Genomic DNA, 15,702 nt, shown 5'->3' on the forward strand with positions numbered 1-15,702 from the left:
CTGCCCGCCCAGGCAGATCACGGCCGCCGGCTACGCGGTCTCCACACGACGTGGGGCCTCCGCTCGGCAGAAGCCCCACGTCACATCACCTCGTCCGGAACGGGTCAGGAGCGGGCGGGCGGAACGGGTCAGGAGCGGGCGGGCAGCCCCGGGATGCCCGGAGGCAGGGGAAGCGGCAGCTTGGTGGCGCTGCTGCGCTCATGTGCGGGCGCGGGTGCCTGGCAGGTCACGTCCTTCACGGGGAGCTTGCCCGTGGTCAGGTACGCGGTGGCCGTCTTGTCGGCGCACGACTTGGAACCGTAGATGCCGTGTCCGACGCCCCCGGCGACCGTGACCATCCTCGAGCCCTTCATGGCCCGGTGCATGCCGAGGCCACTGGACAGCGGTGTCTGGGAGTCCCACTCGTTCTGCAGGGTGAGTGCCCCGACCTTGTTGTCGATCGTGGTGGCGGGTTCGCTGCCGTTCTTCTTCCAGAACGCGCACGGCTTGATCTGGGACGCGAAGTCGCCGTACAGCGGGTACTTGGCCTTGTCCCGGATCGCATCGCGGCGGTACTGCTCGGGGTCGCGCGGCCAGGCGCGGGTGTCGGAGCAGACGACTGCCCAGAAGCTTGCGCTGTAGTTGTCCGAGGGCACGCCGGGGCCGAACGCCGGCGGTGCGGGTCGCTCGGGCGACACGCTGTCAGGGGTGGAGGACGCGCCCTTGCCGTCGGCGGCCTTCTTCAGCTCGACGATTTCCTCCGCGGCCTCGCGCACACTGAAGAACATGGCACGGCCCGCGCGGATGTCATCGCCGTTCAGGAGGGTGCCGTTGAGCTCGATCGGCTTCCGGTCGGCCTGGGCGACCAGAGCCCAGAACGTCTTGCGGACCTTGCCCGGGGTGTTGCCCAGCTTGTAGGTCGCGTTCCGCTTAGCGGTCCACTTGCTCCACCTCGTGAACGCGGGCTCGCTGCCCTCCGCCCAGACCTGCATCATGCCCCGCCAGATCCGCGCGGGGTCGACGGCGCTGTCCAGTACGATCCGGTCGCTGCGCCGCGGGAACATCTGCGTGTAGACGGCTCCGAGATAGGTGCCGTACGAGTACCCGAGGTAGGAGATCTTCTTCTCGCCCAGCACGGCCCGGATGACGTCCATGTCACGGGCGGTGTTGCGCGTGGTGATGTGGGGCAGCTTGTCGCCCTGCTTGGCGTCGCACTTGTCGGCGACGGTCCGGGCCCACTTGACGTCCTTGGCGAACGACGCGGCCTTGTAGGGCCGCTGCCAGTTCTCCTCATCGGCGGTCAGGCCGCAGCTGACGGGGGAGCTTTGGCCGACACCCCGTGGGTCGAAGCCGATGAGGTCGTACTTTCTCTGCACGGACTTGGGGAGCTCGGCCGACAGCGACTGTGGCATATCGAGGCCCTGGCCGCCCGGCCCCCCGGGATTGAGCAGCAGGACGCCGCGGCGTTCGGCGGGACTGCTCGCCTTGATCCGCGATATCGCGAGGTCGATCTTCTTGCCGCCCGGACGGCTGTAGTCCAACGGGACCTTGAGGGTGGCGCACTGAAAGGAGGCCGGGGCTGCGCTGTTGCAGCGGTGCCATGCCGGTCTCTGCTTGAGGTGCTGCGGTAAGGAGTTCTCAGCGGCGGAGGCGGTCGCCGGTGTGAGTGCCGGAATCAGCGCCGCGACGGCACTCGCCGCCAGCACGGGGGCTATTCGTCTGCTTCGCACGTGGGGCCCTTCGGGTCAGTACGTGTGGGACGCACTCACCCTTGCGCACAGGGCAGTTGGGGCGAATCCCCCAGCAGGGCACGGTGTGTCCGACTGTGGGTGGACGGACTGCTGGGACATATGGTCCTGGAGTCGGACACGGTGCTCGTATCCAGCGTCCCGCACCGCCGTCCAGGGCGCTCGGCCACGACCACGCGTCCCGTCGTCACCCGCGCCACCGCGGTGAGGAGCAGACCAGCAGCTCCGCAACGCGTTGCCGCCCGTGTGGAGGGCCTCGAAGACCTTCGTCCAGAACGTGCGGATGGCGAAGGACAGCAGCACGAGGGCGGCCCAGAAGACGCTTGCGAGGACGGTGCTGCGCAGACGACAACGGCTGAACAGTGCGCGGAAGCCGCCCCCTTGGCCTTGGCCCCGGGCGCGCTCGGCGAGCTCCGCCGCGACATCGATCTCGATACCGTACGTACGATCAGCGCCTCGGCCTCCTCCCCGCCCCCCTTGCTCAACAGTCGGCGATCGTCGGCGACCAGCCCGCCAACGGGGCCGGAAGAGTTGCCTGGTCAGGTAGCTTTCAAGGCATCCATTGAGCTATATGTACGGGCCCGTTCGGCAGCTCCGGCCGGGTCCGTGAAGAGGGCGTGGCATGAGTGCGGTCAACCTGACGGAGACTGCCGCCGTGCTGCCGGAGGCGTGGAGTTCTCGCAGGCTGGGTCTGGTGGGGACAGCCTGCGTGAAGGTGCTGCGCATGGATGAGCTGCCGGTTGAGGAGGAGAGCCATGGGGCCGCCGAGGCGCTGCTGGTCCTCGACGGCAGGCTGGAGCTGGAGGTGGAGGGCATGCCGGTGTCGGTGCAGGCGGGCGAGCTGTTCATGGTTGCGGCGGGAGCTGAACACGCAGTCCGTCCAGGAAGCCGGGCACGTTGGTGATCGTGGAACAACAAGAGGAGTAACGGCTCTTCAGACGGCTCTTCAAGCGGCTCTTCAGGCGGCCCTTCAGGCGGCCTTGACCGGGCGTTTGATCCAGGACCGGATGGCGGCGAGTCCCGGCGGGGGGGCACACCGGCTGAGTCTGGTCCAGGACATCGCTGAGTCCGTCGCGCCGGTCCTCCGATCTCGGTTGAGGAACCTGTAGTCCTGGCGGCTAGCCGGCGTCCGGAGGTCAGCCAGCTGCGCTCCGTACGCCGTCGCAGTAGGGCGACTTACTCGGTCGTGGTCCGCGCCGCCCGCCCCTGGGGCTCGCTGCCCCCGGAGCGCCATGAGGTCCTCGTCCTCCCGGCCCGCATGGCCGACAACCCCGTCCCGGCGGCACACCGGTTATCCGGCCGGACCTGTCCGGACAAGCCGCTGACCTGCCCGGACAGCCGTACGGCTGTCCCGGACACCGAAAGCCATTGCCGGAAAGGGTCCGGTCACCCAGGCTCGGTTGCTGTCGCGGCGGCCGGCCGCACGGGGGAAGGGCCGGCCGCCGCGCCCCAGCACCCCACCCGACCACCGGACAGGAGTCGTCCCATGCCCATGCATACGCCGCGTCCCCGCCGTCTCATACCGACTGCCGCCCTCACCACCGCCGTCGGCACCGCGCTGATGCTCGGCGGCATGACCGAGCCGAGCTGGGGTGCCACCGCCGCCAGGTACCCGGGGCAGGTCAAGTGCCCCAAGGGCGGCTACCAGCTGTGCATCGACGGCGGTCCCGGCGGCTTCACCATCAGCGGCAGGAAGTTCTCCGGCCACGCCAACGCGATCCTGCTGAGGAACGTCTCGAACGTCACGGTCAGCGGAAACACGTTCAAGAACCTCAGCGGCTCCACCGGCTACGCCGCCGTCCACGTGAAGAACTCCTCCGACATCGCGATCCGGAAGAACACCTTCTCCGGGCTGCGCAACGGCGGGAACATGCACGGCGTCTACCTGGTACAGACCTCGGGCAGCAGCATCACCGGCAACAAGTTCTCGTCGATCACCGGCGATCCCGTACGGATCAGGGACGGCAGCCGGAACAACACGGTGAGCGGGAACACCTTCACCAAGTCCGGCCAGTACGCCATGTTCAGCGAGTGGGGTCGGCTGGAGAGAGGCGAAACCTGCGGTCGTGGCAACGTCTTCAAAAGCAACAAGTACGGAACCGGCTACTCCGTCAGGCGGCTCCCGCTGATCAAGTGGGGCGGCAGGGGCGGCGGCAGCACCGGCCTCAAGCTCACCTGGAACAACTGCAAGAAGGCGAGCATCGTCAACAGGGGCGGCAACACCAAGCTGTAGGGCCGTCGGCGGTCGCCCACGCGTCCGCCGTGGTGCACGGACGCGTCGCCGCAGTACGGCGGTGAGCGCTCGATCGATGGCATGAAAAAGGGCCCCGGCCGACGAACCGGACGACCGCGCCGCCATCGGACGGTCCGCGGCCGGACTCACCACAAAGATCCCTCTCGCGGCCGAGGGCCACTGCCGTCCGAGGGCCACTGCCGTCCGGCGGCCACTATCCACCGGTGGTTTTCGTCCTGACCGACCGCCGGACAGGCCGGCGATACACGCGATGTGAGCAAGCAGGGCAACACCGCAGAAAGGCGCATCAACCGCCTGGAGCAGTGGCGAGGTATCGCAACCCGTTACGGGAAGACCGCGACCGTCTGCCTGGCCGGGCTCCGCATCGCAGGCTTCTTCCTCTGGTCCGCACGATGATCCACAAACGAAACGCCCTAGGTGACCGGCAGCCCGTACTTCCACCGGGACGCGTGCAGCGGTGGGCAGGTACGGTCTCGGACCCAGACGGTGGCGCCCGATCGCCCCATCGATGCCGACGGCTCTGTTGATCTCTTCGTCATCAGCAATCCTGAGGGGGACCAGTCCGTCACCCGCGCTTCGAGGAGGTCGAGAGCAGGCGCCCGCGCCACCCGTAGCTGTGACGTGTCTCATGCAGTGATCTCCCGTGACGCCGACGCGTGGCGGTCCGGGAGTGAACGGGCCGCGAGCCCAGGGCCGTTGATCCCGGGTTCGTGATCCAGAGGGGCCGGTCGACGCAGTGTTCCGGCAGCGCAGCGGCGTTCCCGGCAATTGGCCGGAAATAAGCTGTCCGCGGCAGACGACAGCGGCCCTTCAACGGCGAGGGGGCATGCGGCAACACCAGGACGGACGACACTTCCCATGGACATGAGCGCGGGCGAGCGCAAGGGGCTCAGCCTCTTCGCCCTCATCATGATCGGCATCGGCTCGATCTTCGGCTCCGGCTGGCTCTTCGGAGCCGGAGCCGCCGCCCAGGTGGCGGGCCCCGCGGCGCTCGTCGCGTGGGTGATCGGCGCCCTCTTCATCGGCATGATCGCGATGTCGTACGCGGAGGTCGGCTCGGCCTACCCGATCCCCGGCGGCATGGCCCGCTACGGGCATCTCTCGCACGGCCCGGTCCTCGGCTTCCTCACCGGCTGGGCGGTGTGGATCGCTACCGCCTCGCTGATCCCGATCGAGTCGATCGCGGCCACCCAGTACATGACGTCCTGGAGCTTCGGCTGGGCGAAGGGCCTGGTCGATCCGGCCACCCACCAGCTGACCCTCTCCGGCACGGCGGTGGCACTGGTCCTGACCCTCGCGCTCTGGCTGACCTGCTTCTGGTCGGTCCAGCTGCTGGCCCGTGCCAACACCGTGCTCACACTGGTCAAGTTCGCCATCCCGGTGCTGGCGGTAATCGCCCTGGTCGGGTCCGGCTTCCACACCTCGAACTTCACCGCGCACGGCGGCTTCGCCCCGTACGGCTGGCCGGCCGTGCTCACCGCCGTCACCACCTGCGGTGTGGTCTTCGCCTTCAACGGCTTCCAGGCCGTGGTCAACCTCGGCGGGGCCGCGAAGAACCCGGGCCGGGCCATCCCGGTCGCCCTGGTCGGTGCGCTCGCACTGGGCCTGGTGATCTACCTGGCGCTACAGGCCGCCTACCTGGGGGCGGTGCCGCCCGAGCTGCCGGCGCGGTCCGGCGGTTGGCAAGGCGTGAACCTCAACTCGCCGTTCGCCGACCTGGCGGGGCTGCTGATGCTGCACTGGGTGGTCACCATGCTGCAGTTCGGCGCGTTCATCTCGCCGGCCGGGTCCAACATCGCCAATGTCGCCTCGGCCGCGTACATGGTCACCAACCTCGCCGAGACCCGGTTCTTCCCCCGGAAGCTGGCGGCCGTGCACCCCCGCTATGGCACCGCCCGCCCCGCGATGTGGCTCAACCTCGGCTTCTCCGTCGTGCTGCTGCTCACCGTCGGCCGCAGCTGGCAGGCGCTGGCCGGTGTTGTGTCGGCGGCCATGGTCATCTCGTATCTGATCGGCCCGATCGCGGTGGGGGTGCTGCGGCGGACCCGTCCGGAGCTGCCCCGCCCCTTCCGGCTGCCGGCCGCCGGGGTGCTGTGCCCGGTCACCTTCGCCTTCGCCGCCTGCGCGCTGTACTGGTCGAAGTGGCCGGAGACCGGAAAGATCACCGTGCTGACGCTGGTGGCCGCACCGGTCGCGGCGCTGGTGCTGTGGCGCCGGGGCGAGCTCGCGAAGGGCCGCGAAGCGTCCGGCAAGGGCGGGCGCGGGGCGAGCCTGCTCATGCAGTTCGCCCCGGCCTGGTGGATGATCGCCTTCCTGGTGTGGACGGCCACGGTGTCCGCGCTGGGCGGCCAGGAGTTCGGCGGCCGGGACATTCTCCCCGGCGTGCTCGGCACCGCCCTGATCGCGGTCACCGCCCCGCTCTTCTACTTCTGGGCGGTGCGCTCCGGGGTCAGGGCCCACGCACGGGGCCTGACCGGCGATCCGTCCCCCGCCGAGACCGCCCCGACCCCCACTGCCACCCCCGACGACGCACGCCCGATGGCCTCCGTCTGAGGGCCCCCGCGCTTAAGGGCACCCCGCCGGGTCCGGGTTATGCCCGGGGTCCGGGTTACGCCCGGGGTCCGGCGGGGCTCCCCTCATCCCAGCTCCACCGTCCGTGGCTGAGCGGTCTTGCGTACGTCAGGTGCTGCCGCGCGGAGCGGCGTCCCGCTGCGGGAAGGCCTGGCGACGGTGCGACGAGGCCGGCAGCGACGAGTCAGGACTGCACGGACCGTCCGGCTCTGGAACGACGACTTCGTGGACCAGCACGTCCGCAAAGAGCGCTCGTCCGGTCAGTTTGACCGGGCAGCCAGGATTGCCCCAGGGCAGGCGTTCCGTCCACGGTTGTCGCCAGGAAACCAGCACCGCTGTCCACCACCGGCACCGTGCGTCCGGCGATCAGTACCCTCCCTCCATGGGACTGGACATCACCGTGATGATCGTCGACTGGTCATGGCTTGGGGAGGTGCCACCTCGGGAGCGGCTGTCGCGGTTGAGGGATGCCTGGTACGCCGACGAGACGGGGCTGTGGGACCACGGCGCACCGGCGGTCAAGGGCGACTGGGAATGGCCACGGGGACCCGACGGCGCCTTCTTCGCCGTCTACGGGTTCCTGCGCACCTGCGGCTCGTTCAAGGCGCACTTCTGGGCCGGGGAGCGCTGGGAGTCCCTCCGCGACCATGCCGACCCGCTGGTGCGGACCGGGTTGGACGCCTTGCTGCTGGGGCTGATCTGGGGTGGGCCGGACGGCGAGGCGGAGCACACGGATCCGGGCTTCTTCTGTGATGAACCAGGAGTCTCCTACGGCCTCCTGGTCGGGCGGTCGCCGGACAGTGTTCGGGAACTGGCCGCGACATGGGAAGGTGTACGGCCCCGGCTCGGCGGGTTGCGTGGGGCCTTTGACGAGCATGCCGCCGTTCCCGCCGCGCGCTGGTTCCCCGACTTCGAGGCGTTCACCGACCTGTTGGAGGAGTGGGGCCGCGTCCTCACCGAAGCGGCCCGACGGGGCTGGGGCGTCGTGGGGCTGAGCGAATAGGGCGGGCGGGGCGCTGTCGACTGCACGGTGGCGGCTCCTCGCATGCGCCCACTACGCGAAACGGTACAACTCGGTGAAGTTCCGGCCGTGACAGCCGGCCAGGACCACATGGCGAGCGCCCTGGTATGCCCCGATGAGTCCCTCCTCGGCGGTCAGCACCGCCACGGCCTGGCAGACCGTGCCGCGCGAGACGCCGCAGTGGGCCGCACGTTCGGTCTCCGCGGAGAGCAGACTGCCCACGGTGCGGTCCTCGCGATCGATCGCCCCGCCTCAACTCTTGGCGATCTCCCCGCATCGCCCCGCCTCAACTCTTGGCGATCTCCCCGCATCGTGCCGCCATGCTTCCTCTTTCGCGCGGAGTTGTGCGCAGAGTGTGCAGCGCGGCCGGCCTGGCCGAGGTGCCGTGATGACCCCTGCGAGCTGCGATTGCGAGGGAATTGAAGTCATTAGTTTTCCCAATGTTTACCTGGCGGACACCATAGTTGGGCCTACTGAGGCCCAACTTGTCAGACAAGTCGTCGGACAAGTGCTCACCCCCCACGTGCATCCCTTGTGTGGCCCCGCATGAAACCCCTCAATGCTCTGTGCGTACCCCTGGAGAGACCGTGACCGTGTTCCTGCCGAGGACAGCCCTCCTCACCGGCGTCCTCACCGTCGCCGCCGTCGCCCTCAGCGCCTGTAGCGCGGACCCCGACGCGTCGACCACCGAGGGTGGAAAGGGCGCGGCAACCGCGACCACGGCCGAGGCCCTCGGCGGCATCGACGCCCTGGCCAAGGCGGCCAAGAAGGAGGGCACGCTGCATGCGATCGCACTGCCCCGCGACTGGGCCAATTACGGCGCCCTGATGGACGGCTTCAAAAAGAAGTACGGCATCAAGGTCGAGGTCGAGAACCCGAAGGGAGCCAGCCAGGACGAGATCAGCGCGGTCACCTCGCGCAAGGGCCAGGACAGCGCGCCCGACGTCCTCGACCTCGGCAGCTCCTTCGCGCAGAGCGCCGCCCAGCAGGGGCTGCTCGCGCCGTACATGGTCGCCGGTTTCGCTGACATCCCCGATGTCCAGAGGGACTCGATCGGCCGCTGGGCAAACGACTACGGCGGCTATATCTCCTTCGGCTGCGATGCCAAGCGTGTGCAGACCTGCCCGACCAGTTTCAAGGATCTGCTCCAGCCGCAGTACAAGGGGAAGGTCGCGCTCAACGGCGACCCCACCACATCGGGTTCGGCCTTCGGCGCCGTGTACGCGGCCGCCCTCGCCCGCGGCGGCTCCTTCGACGACATCCAGCCCGGCATGGACTTCTTCACCAAGCTGAAGAAGAACGGCAACTACACGCCCGTCAAATCCACCGCGGCCACCATCGCGAACGGCAAGACGCCGATCAGCATCGACTGGGACTACCTCAACGCCGGGTACACCGACCAGTTCAAGTCCAAGGGCGTCGACTGGACGGTCACGGTCCCCTCGGACGGCAAGTTCTCCCAGTACTACTCGCAGGCCATCAACAAGGATGCGCCGCACCCCGCCGCCGCGCGCCTGTGGCAGGAGTACCTCTACAGCACCGAGGGCCAGAACCTCAGGCTCAAGGGATACGCCCGCCCGGCTCTGATGGACGCCATGAAGAAGGCCGGCACGCTCGACAAGGCCGCGGCGACGAAGCTGCCGAAGGTCTCCGGCACGCCGACCTTCCCGACCGAGACCCAGCAGAGCAATGCCAAGGGCGTCATCGCCCAGAGCTGGGGCTAGGCGGTGTCCGCTACCGGCTGACCGCGACTCGCACCCGGGCCGACGTGGTGCCCGCCGCTTCCCCTCCGCGGCGGCACCGCGCGGCCGGGCCGGCTCGCCTCCCTCGGCGGGCGCCTCACGACCGAGCCGCAGGATCGCAGCGCCGTCGCGTCCTGGCAGTCCAACCCCTGGCTCCGTAGGGGGCATCGAAAAGCGCGAGTCGAGCCGTCCTGTCCAGATGCGGCCAAGCTCTCCGGCAGGCCGCCGCCCGTACGGACGGGCAACCTCGGCGGCCAGTGCGTGCAATGCATGCAATGCGTGCAGTGCGTGCAGTGCGTGCAGTGCGTGCAGTGCGTGCAGTGCGTGCAGTGCGTGCAGTGCGTGCAGTGCGTGCAGTATCCGAGCCGGCAGTCCGGGAAGACGAGCGCTCTCTTCGCGGACCCGCGCGGACGCGTCCGCGGCGAGCTGCTCGTACGTGGTGCGGCCGCATCAAGATCATTCCACTGCGGCTGATCCCTCCAGCCCGTGAGCGCGGGGTCCGGACACGAAGGCAAGGACGTCGCGGACCGCTTCGCGCAGGCTGCCGAAGTGACGGTGCACGCCGTCCACCGCCGCAGGGGCGTTGACACTCCACACCGTCATCCCGGCACGCAGCCCGGACTCCACCCCGGAAGGGGCGTCCTCGACGACCAGACAGTCCTCCGGTCTGGCGCCCAGACGCGCGGCTGCGTGCAGATACGGCACCGGCGACGGCTTGCCTTCCTCCACGGCGGCCGCGTCCACGAGAACCTCCGGGACCGGCAAGCCCGTCCTTGCGAAGCGTCCACGAACCCGGTGCTCATAGTTCGAAGTCACCAGCGCCCAGGACCCGGGCCGCAGAGTACTCAGCAACTCCGAGGCGCCACAGAAGGCCGTATAGGCGCCGGAGCGGACGTCCTCGTCCTCCAGCTCGTGCAGTGCGGCAAGACACTTCTCGGGGTCCTGGTCCGGAGCAACCTGCGCGAAGGTCTCCAGCGGCCTCGTCCGCAGCGCCACACGGTAGACGTCATGGGGGTCCAGTCCGTATTGCTCTGCCCACGTTCGCCAGACCAGGCGCTGATTGTCCACGGCATCGATCAACGTGCCATCGACATCGAACAGGACATACCTCATCGCACCGGACTGACCGGGTTCGCTGATCACGCTTCGATCATGCCATCGGAGCAGGCAGTTTGCGGGACGGGAGGTCCGCTGCATGATCACCTTCTCTGTCCGGATCGGCAGCCACTTCATCGCCGCCGACCACGGCGGTCGCAGTCGCGCAGAAGTGATGGAGCTGACCAGGAAATGGCTCCTGAGGTAGCGCCTGCCGCCGGCCCTCGCGAAGCCGGCCGGCGGCAAACAACGCATCACCACGCCCCTCACATGCGATTCCTGAGCTATCTGGGGCACGCCCAGGCAACAGGCCCGGGCGGGCGAAGCCCCTCGCATAGCGAGGCCGTGGGGCCGACGAGGCTGGTGAAGGCCGGCGAGGGCCGGTGCGGCCGCAGCCTGGCGGCGCCCTCTAGCCGAACCGTGGGGCAACTGCCGTAGCGCGCCTTGCCAGCACCGAGGCAAAGCAGGATAAATGTGAATCATGAGCGGACATTCGGGGCGGTTCCGGCGTTGGCTGAGCCGCGCGCCCGGCCGTTCCGCAGCTCCGGGCGCGGCCCCCGCCGGGAACGACACCGGCGACCAGCAGGACGAACGTCCTGCTGGCGCCGAGGGTCCGCTGCACATACAGCCCTCGTTCCCCACCCGCAGCGTCGCCCGGGAAGTCTTCCTCCTCCAGCTGGTGCTCGTGGTACTGCTGGTCGCGGCGGCAGTGGTGGCCATCGTCGTCCAGGCCCAGCGGGACACCATGACCGACGCCCGGCACCGGACGCTCGCCGCCGCTGAGTCCTTCGCACACTCCTGGGGTCTCCAGGAGGCGCTGAACAGCGACGATCCGACCGCAAAGCTCCAGCCGCTCGCCGAGGCGGCCCGGAAGGCCTCCGGCGTCGACGCGCTCATCGTGTACAAGCTCGACGGGATCACCCTCACCCACAGCGACCCGCGGCAGATCGGCAAGCACGTCATCGGCCCGTATGCCGAAGCCGCCCGGGGCAAGCCCTTCACCGGGACCTTCGAGGGCGCCCTGGGCCTCTCCGTGGTCTCTGCGGCCCCCGTCAAGGACTCCTCGGGCAAGGTCGTCGCCATCGTCGCCGCACCGGTCACGGTGGAGAAGGTGCAGAAATCGGTCAACCAGCAGCTGCCCCTCTTCCTGGGCACCGCCGTCGGGGCGCTGGCGCTCGCCGGAGGCGGCGCGGGGCTGGTGAGCCGTCGGCTGCGCCGGCAGACCCACGGTCTGGGACCGGCCGAGATGACCCGGATGTACGAGCATCACGATGCGGTCCTGCACGCGGTGCGGGAGGGCGTCCTCATCGTCGGCCGCGACGGGCGGCTGCTGTTGGCCAACGACGAGGCACGGCGTCTCCTGAACCTGCCGGCGGACGCGGAGGGCCGCCCTGTCGGCGACCTCGGGCTGGACCACCGCACCGCCGAGCTCCTGGCATCGGACCGGATCGCCACCGATGAGGTGCACCTGGCCCAGGACAGACTGCTGGCCGTCAACAAGCGGTCGACCACCCCCTACGGAGCCCACCAGGGAAGCGTGGTTACCCTGCGCGACACCACCGAACTGAGGTGGCTGTCAGGGCGCGCCGAGGTGGCGCGGGAACGGTTGCGGCTCCTCTACGACGCCGGGATGCGGATCGGCTCCACGCTGAATGTCGAGCGCACTGCCGAGGCACTGGCGCAGGTGGCGGTCCCCCGGTTCGCCGACATCGTCACCGTCGAGCTGCTGGACCCGGTCCTCAAAGGTGAGGAGCCGGCCGTGGCGGGTACCGAGCTGCGCCGGACGGCCATCGCCGGCCTGGCGCCGGACCATCCGCTCTACCCCGTCGGCGAGCTGATGGGGTTCGTCCCGGGCACTCCGGTGGCGGCGGGGGTGGACCAGGGCCGCTCCATGGTGGAGCCGGACCTGGCCGGCTCTTCCGGCTGGCGGTCCCAGGACCCGGAACGCGCCCGGCGCATCCTGGACCACGGGGTGCATTCCCTGGCTGTCGTACCGCTGCGCGCCCGGGGAGTGGTGCTGGGGCTGGTGGACTTCTGGCGGTCGGGGAGCTCCCCTCCGTTCGACGACGAGGACATGTCCTTCGCCGAAGAACTGGCGGGGCGGGCCGCGGTGGGGATCGACAACGCCCGCCGCTACACCCGTGAGCGCACCATGGCGATGACGCTCCAGCGCAGCCTGATGCCCCGCGGCCTGCCCGACCAGGACGCCCTGGAGGTGGCGCACCGTTATCTCCCCGCCCAGGCGGGAGTGGGCGGGGACTGGTTCGACATCATCCCGCTGCCCGGCGCCCGGGTGGCGCTGGTCATCGGCGACGTGGTCGGACACGGTCTGCACGCGGCGGCCACCATGGGCCGGTTGCGCATCGCCGTGCACAACTTCTCGGCCCTGGACCTCTCCCCCGACGAGCTGCTGGGCCACCTGGACGAGCTGGTGACCCACATCGACGTCCAGGACGAGGACACCGACGACGGACCGGCGATCACCGGCGCAACCTGTCTGTACGTCATTTACGACTCCGTCTCCGGCCGGATCACCGCGGCCACGGCCGGCCACCTCCCGCCTGCTGTGGCCCACCCCGACGGGAGCGTGGAGTTCCTGCACTCGCCGGTCTCCCCACCGCTCGGCCTGGGCACCGGCCTGCCCTTCGAGACCGCTGAACTGTCGCTGCCGGAGGGCTCCCGGCTGGTGCTCTACACGGACGGACTGGTCGAGAACCGCAGCCGCGACCTGGACGCCGGAATGGAAGAACTGCGGGCGGCCCTCGCCGGGCCGGACCGTACGCCGGAGGACACCTGCGCCACCGTCCTGCAATCGCTGCTGCCCGCCAGGCCCACCGACGACGTCGCGCTGCTGGTGGCCCGGACCCGACGGCTGGACCCGGCACACGTCGCCGAGTGGGACGTGCCACGCGACCCGGCGGCGGTGAGCCCGGTCCGCAACGACTGCGCACGCAAGTTGGCGGACTGGGGTCTGGTGCGCATCGCCTACGGCACCGAACTCATCCTCAGCGAACTGATCACCAACGCCATTCGCTACGGCGCCGAGCCCATCCACGTGCGGCTCCTGCAGACCCCCAGCACCCTGATCTCTGAGGTCTCCGACGGCAGCAGCACCTCCCCGCACATCCGCCAGGCGAAGGACACCGACGAAGAAGGCCGCGGCCTGTTCCTCGTCGCGCAGTTCGCCGAACACTGGGGCACCCGCTACTCCCCCAGAGGCAAGACGATCTGGGCCGCTCAGGCGGTCGGCCCCGACGCCCTGCCCGAGGAAGAGGAGTCGCAGGAGGACCTCCTCAACCGTTGGGGCCACAACGGGGAGTGGTGAGACCGTGGCGTGGCACCCACCGCCCCGCACCCCGCCCCCGTACTCCGCCCCCGCTTCCCGGTGCCCGGTGCCCAGTGCCCGGGACGAGCGGGGTGCCGCCATCCGCGCTCGGCGCCTACTCGCCGCCATGACCTGGCCCGGTCACCGTCTTGGCGGAGGCCTGGAAGGGGGCGGAGTACGCTGTTTTGGACCCATTGCTGCAGAGAGACTTCGGGCAGTGACACGTCGCGGCGGGGTGGCGTCAGGCCTGCCCGCGCGCCAAGGCGTCGACGGCCCTGCGGGAGTTGCCGAGGACGCCCGCTCGGCGAACCTGCGAGGCCCCGTCGGCGTACCGCCCCGCCTCTGGGCGTGCGCCGTCCTTGGCAGCGGGGCCGCTGTACGGGCCATCCGACCGCACCGTGCCATGGCCTGCTCTGGTCCATGTCCGCCACCCACCTGGCGGACCGCTCCCCCACCTGGTCCTGCTGGAGGCGTCGTGGCTACACATCATCGGGTCCGCGTGGGCGCTCTCCTTTGCTGTCTCGGCCTGACGGCGCTCGGTCTCGTCGGCTGCGAGGAAGGGGGAACCACCCGTCCGGTCGAGCCTTCCCGGGCCGGTTCCGCCGCGGAGGTGGGCGGGATGGCGGCACTGATCAAGGCAGCGAAGCGGGAGGGCAGGCTCAACACCATCGCGCTGCCGCGCCAGTGGGCCAACTACAGCGCGCTGATCGACGGCTTCGAGAAGAAGTACGGCATCAAGGTCGTCATCGACAATCCGAGCGGCCACAGCCAGCAGGAGATCGATGCCGTGAAGCGCTACCGTGGCCGAGAGCGCGCCCCCGACGTGCTCGACCTGGGGGATTCCTTCGCCCAGTCGGCTGCGCGGCAGGGACTGCTGGCCCCCTACCGGGTCGCACAGTTCGACCAGATCCCACCGGAGCAGAAGGATGCCGAGGCCCGCTGGTACAACAACTACGGCGGCTACGTCTCCATCGGCTGCGACGCCGCCCGCGTGCGGACCTGCCCCGCGTCCTTCGCAGATCTGCTCCAGCCGGAGTACAAGGGCCTGGTCGCGATCCACGGCGAACCCACCACCGCGGGATCGGCCTTCGCCGCCGTGTACGCGGCGGCACTCGCCAACGGGGGGTCGTTCGACAACATCCGGCCAGGCATCGACTTCTTCGCCCGGCTCGACAAGGCAGGCAACTACAACCGGGCAGACCCCAGCCCGACCGCGATCGCCAAGGGCAGGACACCGATCAGCATCGAGTGGGACTACCTCAACCTCCAGCACATCGACCAGCTCCGCGGGACGGACGTGGACTGGAAGGTCTCCATTCCCTTCGACGGCAGCTTCTCGCAGTACTACGCACAGGCGATCAACAAGGACGCCCCCCACCCGGCCGCAGCGCGGCTGTGGGAGGAGTACCTCTTCAGCCCGGAAGGCCAGAATCTCCGCCTCGTGGACTATGCCCGCCCGGTGCTGATGGACGCCATGGCGAAGAACGGCACCCTCAACAAGGCCCTGGCCTCACGACTGCCGACGGTCGAGGGAACACCACAGTTCCCGACCGAGCCGCAGCTGAGCAAGGCGCTGCGCACCGTCCGCGAGGACTGGGCCGAGGCCGTCGGCGACTGATCCTCCAACTCCCGGTGAGCCGGGGCAGGGGGCCGAACGCATTGCTCTGGACGCACTGCTCGCCGTGGACAGCAGAAAGAGAACCAGGCACCCTCCCAGCCTCCGGCCCGGCTCGGGGAGTCGGCCGACAGGGCGTCGCCTCGGCTCGTTGTTCCCCGGATATCGGAGACGAGGAACAGGACAGTGAACGGCGCAACTCAGCGACGAGTTGCATCCGTCCAGACACTCCGGCTACGGGATCGTGGACCGCCCGCCATGCGGCGCGGCTTCGTCCGGGCGGACGGCAACGGGTTCTTCGACATGCCGGAGCAGCTGCCTGGTCGGTCCTCGGTTCCGTGGGGCCGGGGGC

At 69.5% G+C, this 15,702-nt stretch carries 9 protein-coding genes and 1 pseudogene; 7 read left to right on the forward strand and 3 right to left on the reverse strand.

The window, feature by feature from the left end:
- Positions 1-128 precede the first annotated feature (128 nt).
- A complete protein-coding gene (locus tag K7C20_RS02060) occupies positions 129-1,709 on the reverse strand; it encodes an alpha/beta hydrolase (protein ID WP_030076315.1) in 1,581 nt (526 codons plus the stop codon).
- 640 nt (positions 1,710-2,349) lie between these two features.
- On the opposite strand from K7C20_RS02060, the gene K7C20_RS02065 reads away from it, so the two are divergent.
- The 4 genes from K7C20_RS02065 to K7C20_RS02080 all read left to right on the forward strand — a co-directional run bounded on the left by K7C20_RS02065 (position 2,350) and on the right by K7C20_RS02080 (position 7,555).
- On the forward strand, positions 2,350-2,631 hold the full coding sequence (locus K7C20_RS02065; RefSeq protein WP_048828768.1) for a cupin domain-containing protein: 282 nt from the start codon (positions 2,350-2,352) through the stop codon (positions 2,629-2,631).
- A gap of 582 nt (positions 2,632-3,213) precedes the next feature.
- The gene (locus K7C20_RS02070; RefSeq protein ID WP_030076313.1) at positions 3,214-3,960 is read left to right on the forward strand and encodes a right-handed parallel beta-helix repeat-containing protein; all 747 of its coding nucleotides are present in this window, start codon (positions 3,214-3,216) and stop codon (positions 3,958-3,960) included.
- A gap of 879 nt (positions 3,961-4,839) precedes the next feature.
- Entirely contained in the window at positions 4,840-6,534 is a 1,695-nt protein-coding gene (locus K7C20_RS02075; protein WP_030076309.1) for an APC family permease, read from the forward strand.
- A 400-nt stretch (positions 6,535-6,934) separates the two neighbouring features.
- Entirely contained in the window at positions 6,935-7,555 is a 621-nt protein-coding gene (locus K7C20_RS02080; RefSeq protein WP_030076307.1) for a hypothetical protein, read from the forward strand.
- A 54-nt stretch (positions 7,556-7,609) separates the two neighbouring features.
- Here K7C20_RS02080 and K7C20_RS02085 read toward each other — a convergent pair.
- Positions 7,610-7,816: pseudogene (locus tag K7C20_RS02085) on the reverse strand (GntR family transcriptional regulator); the annotation flags it as partial.
- A 344-nt stretch (positions 7,817-8,160) separates the two neighbouring features.
- On the opposite strand from K7C20_RS02085, the gene K7C20_RS02090 reads away from it, so the two are divergent.
- The gene (locus K7C20_RS02090) at positions 8,161-9,297 is read left to right on the forward strand and encodes an ABC transporter substrate-binding protein (RefSeq protein WP_030076303.1); all 1,137 of its coding nucleotides are present in this window, start codon (positions 8,161-8,163) and stop codon (positions 9,295-9,297) included.
- Between the two features lie 474 nt (positions 9,298-9,771).
- On the opposite strand, the gene K7C20_RS02095 is transcribed toward K7C20_RS02090, so the two are convergent.
- A complete protein-coding gene (locus K7C20_RS02095; RefSeq protein ID WP_030076301.1) occupies positions 9,772-10,458 on the reverse strand; it encodes an HAD-IA family hydrolase in 687 nt (228 codons plus the stop codon).
- A 433-nt stretch (positions 10,459-10,891) separates the two neighbouring features.
- Between K7C20_RS02095 and K7C20_RS02100 the strand changes: the two genes are divergently transcribed.
- Both K7C20_RS02100 and K7C20_RS02105 read left to right on the forward strand, forming a co-directional pair.
- Entirely contained in the window at positions 10,892-13,735 is a 2,844-nt protein-coding gene (locus K7C20_RS02100; protein WP_078953548.1) for a SpoIIE family protein phosphatase/ATP-binding protein, read from the forward strand.
- A gap of 475 nt (positions 13,736-14,210) precedes the next feature.
- A complete protein-coding gene (locus tag K7C20_RS02105) occupies positions 14,211-15,353 on the forward strand; it encodes an ABC transporter substrate-binding protein (protein WP_030076297.1) in 1,143 nt (380 codons plus the stop codon).
- Positions 15,354-15,702 lie beyond the last annotated feature (349 nt).

It is taken from the genome of Streptomyces decoyicus (genome assembly GCF_019880305.1).
Taxonomy (GTDB): Bacteria; Actinomycetota; Actinomycetes; order Streptomycetales; family Streptomycetaceae; genus Streptomyces; species Streptomyces decoyicus.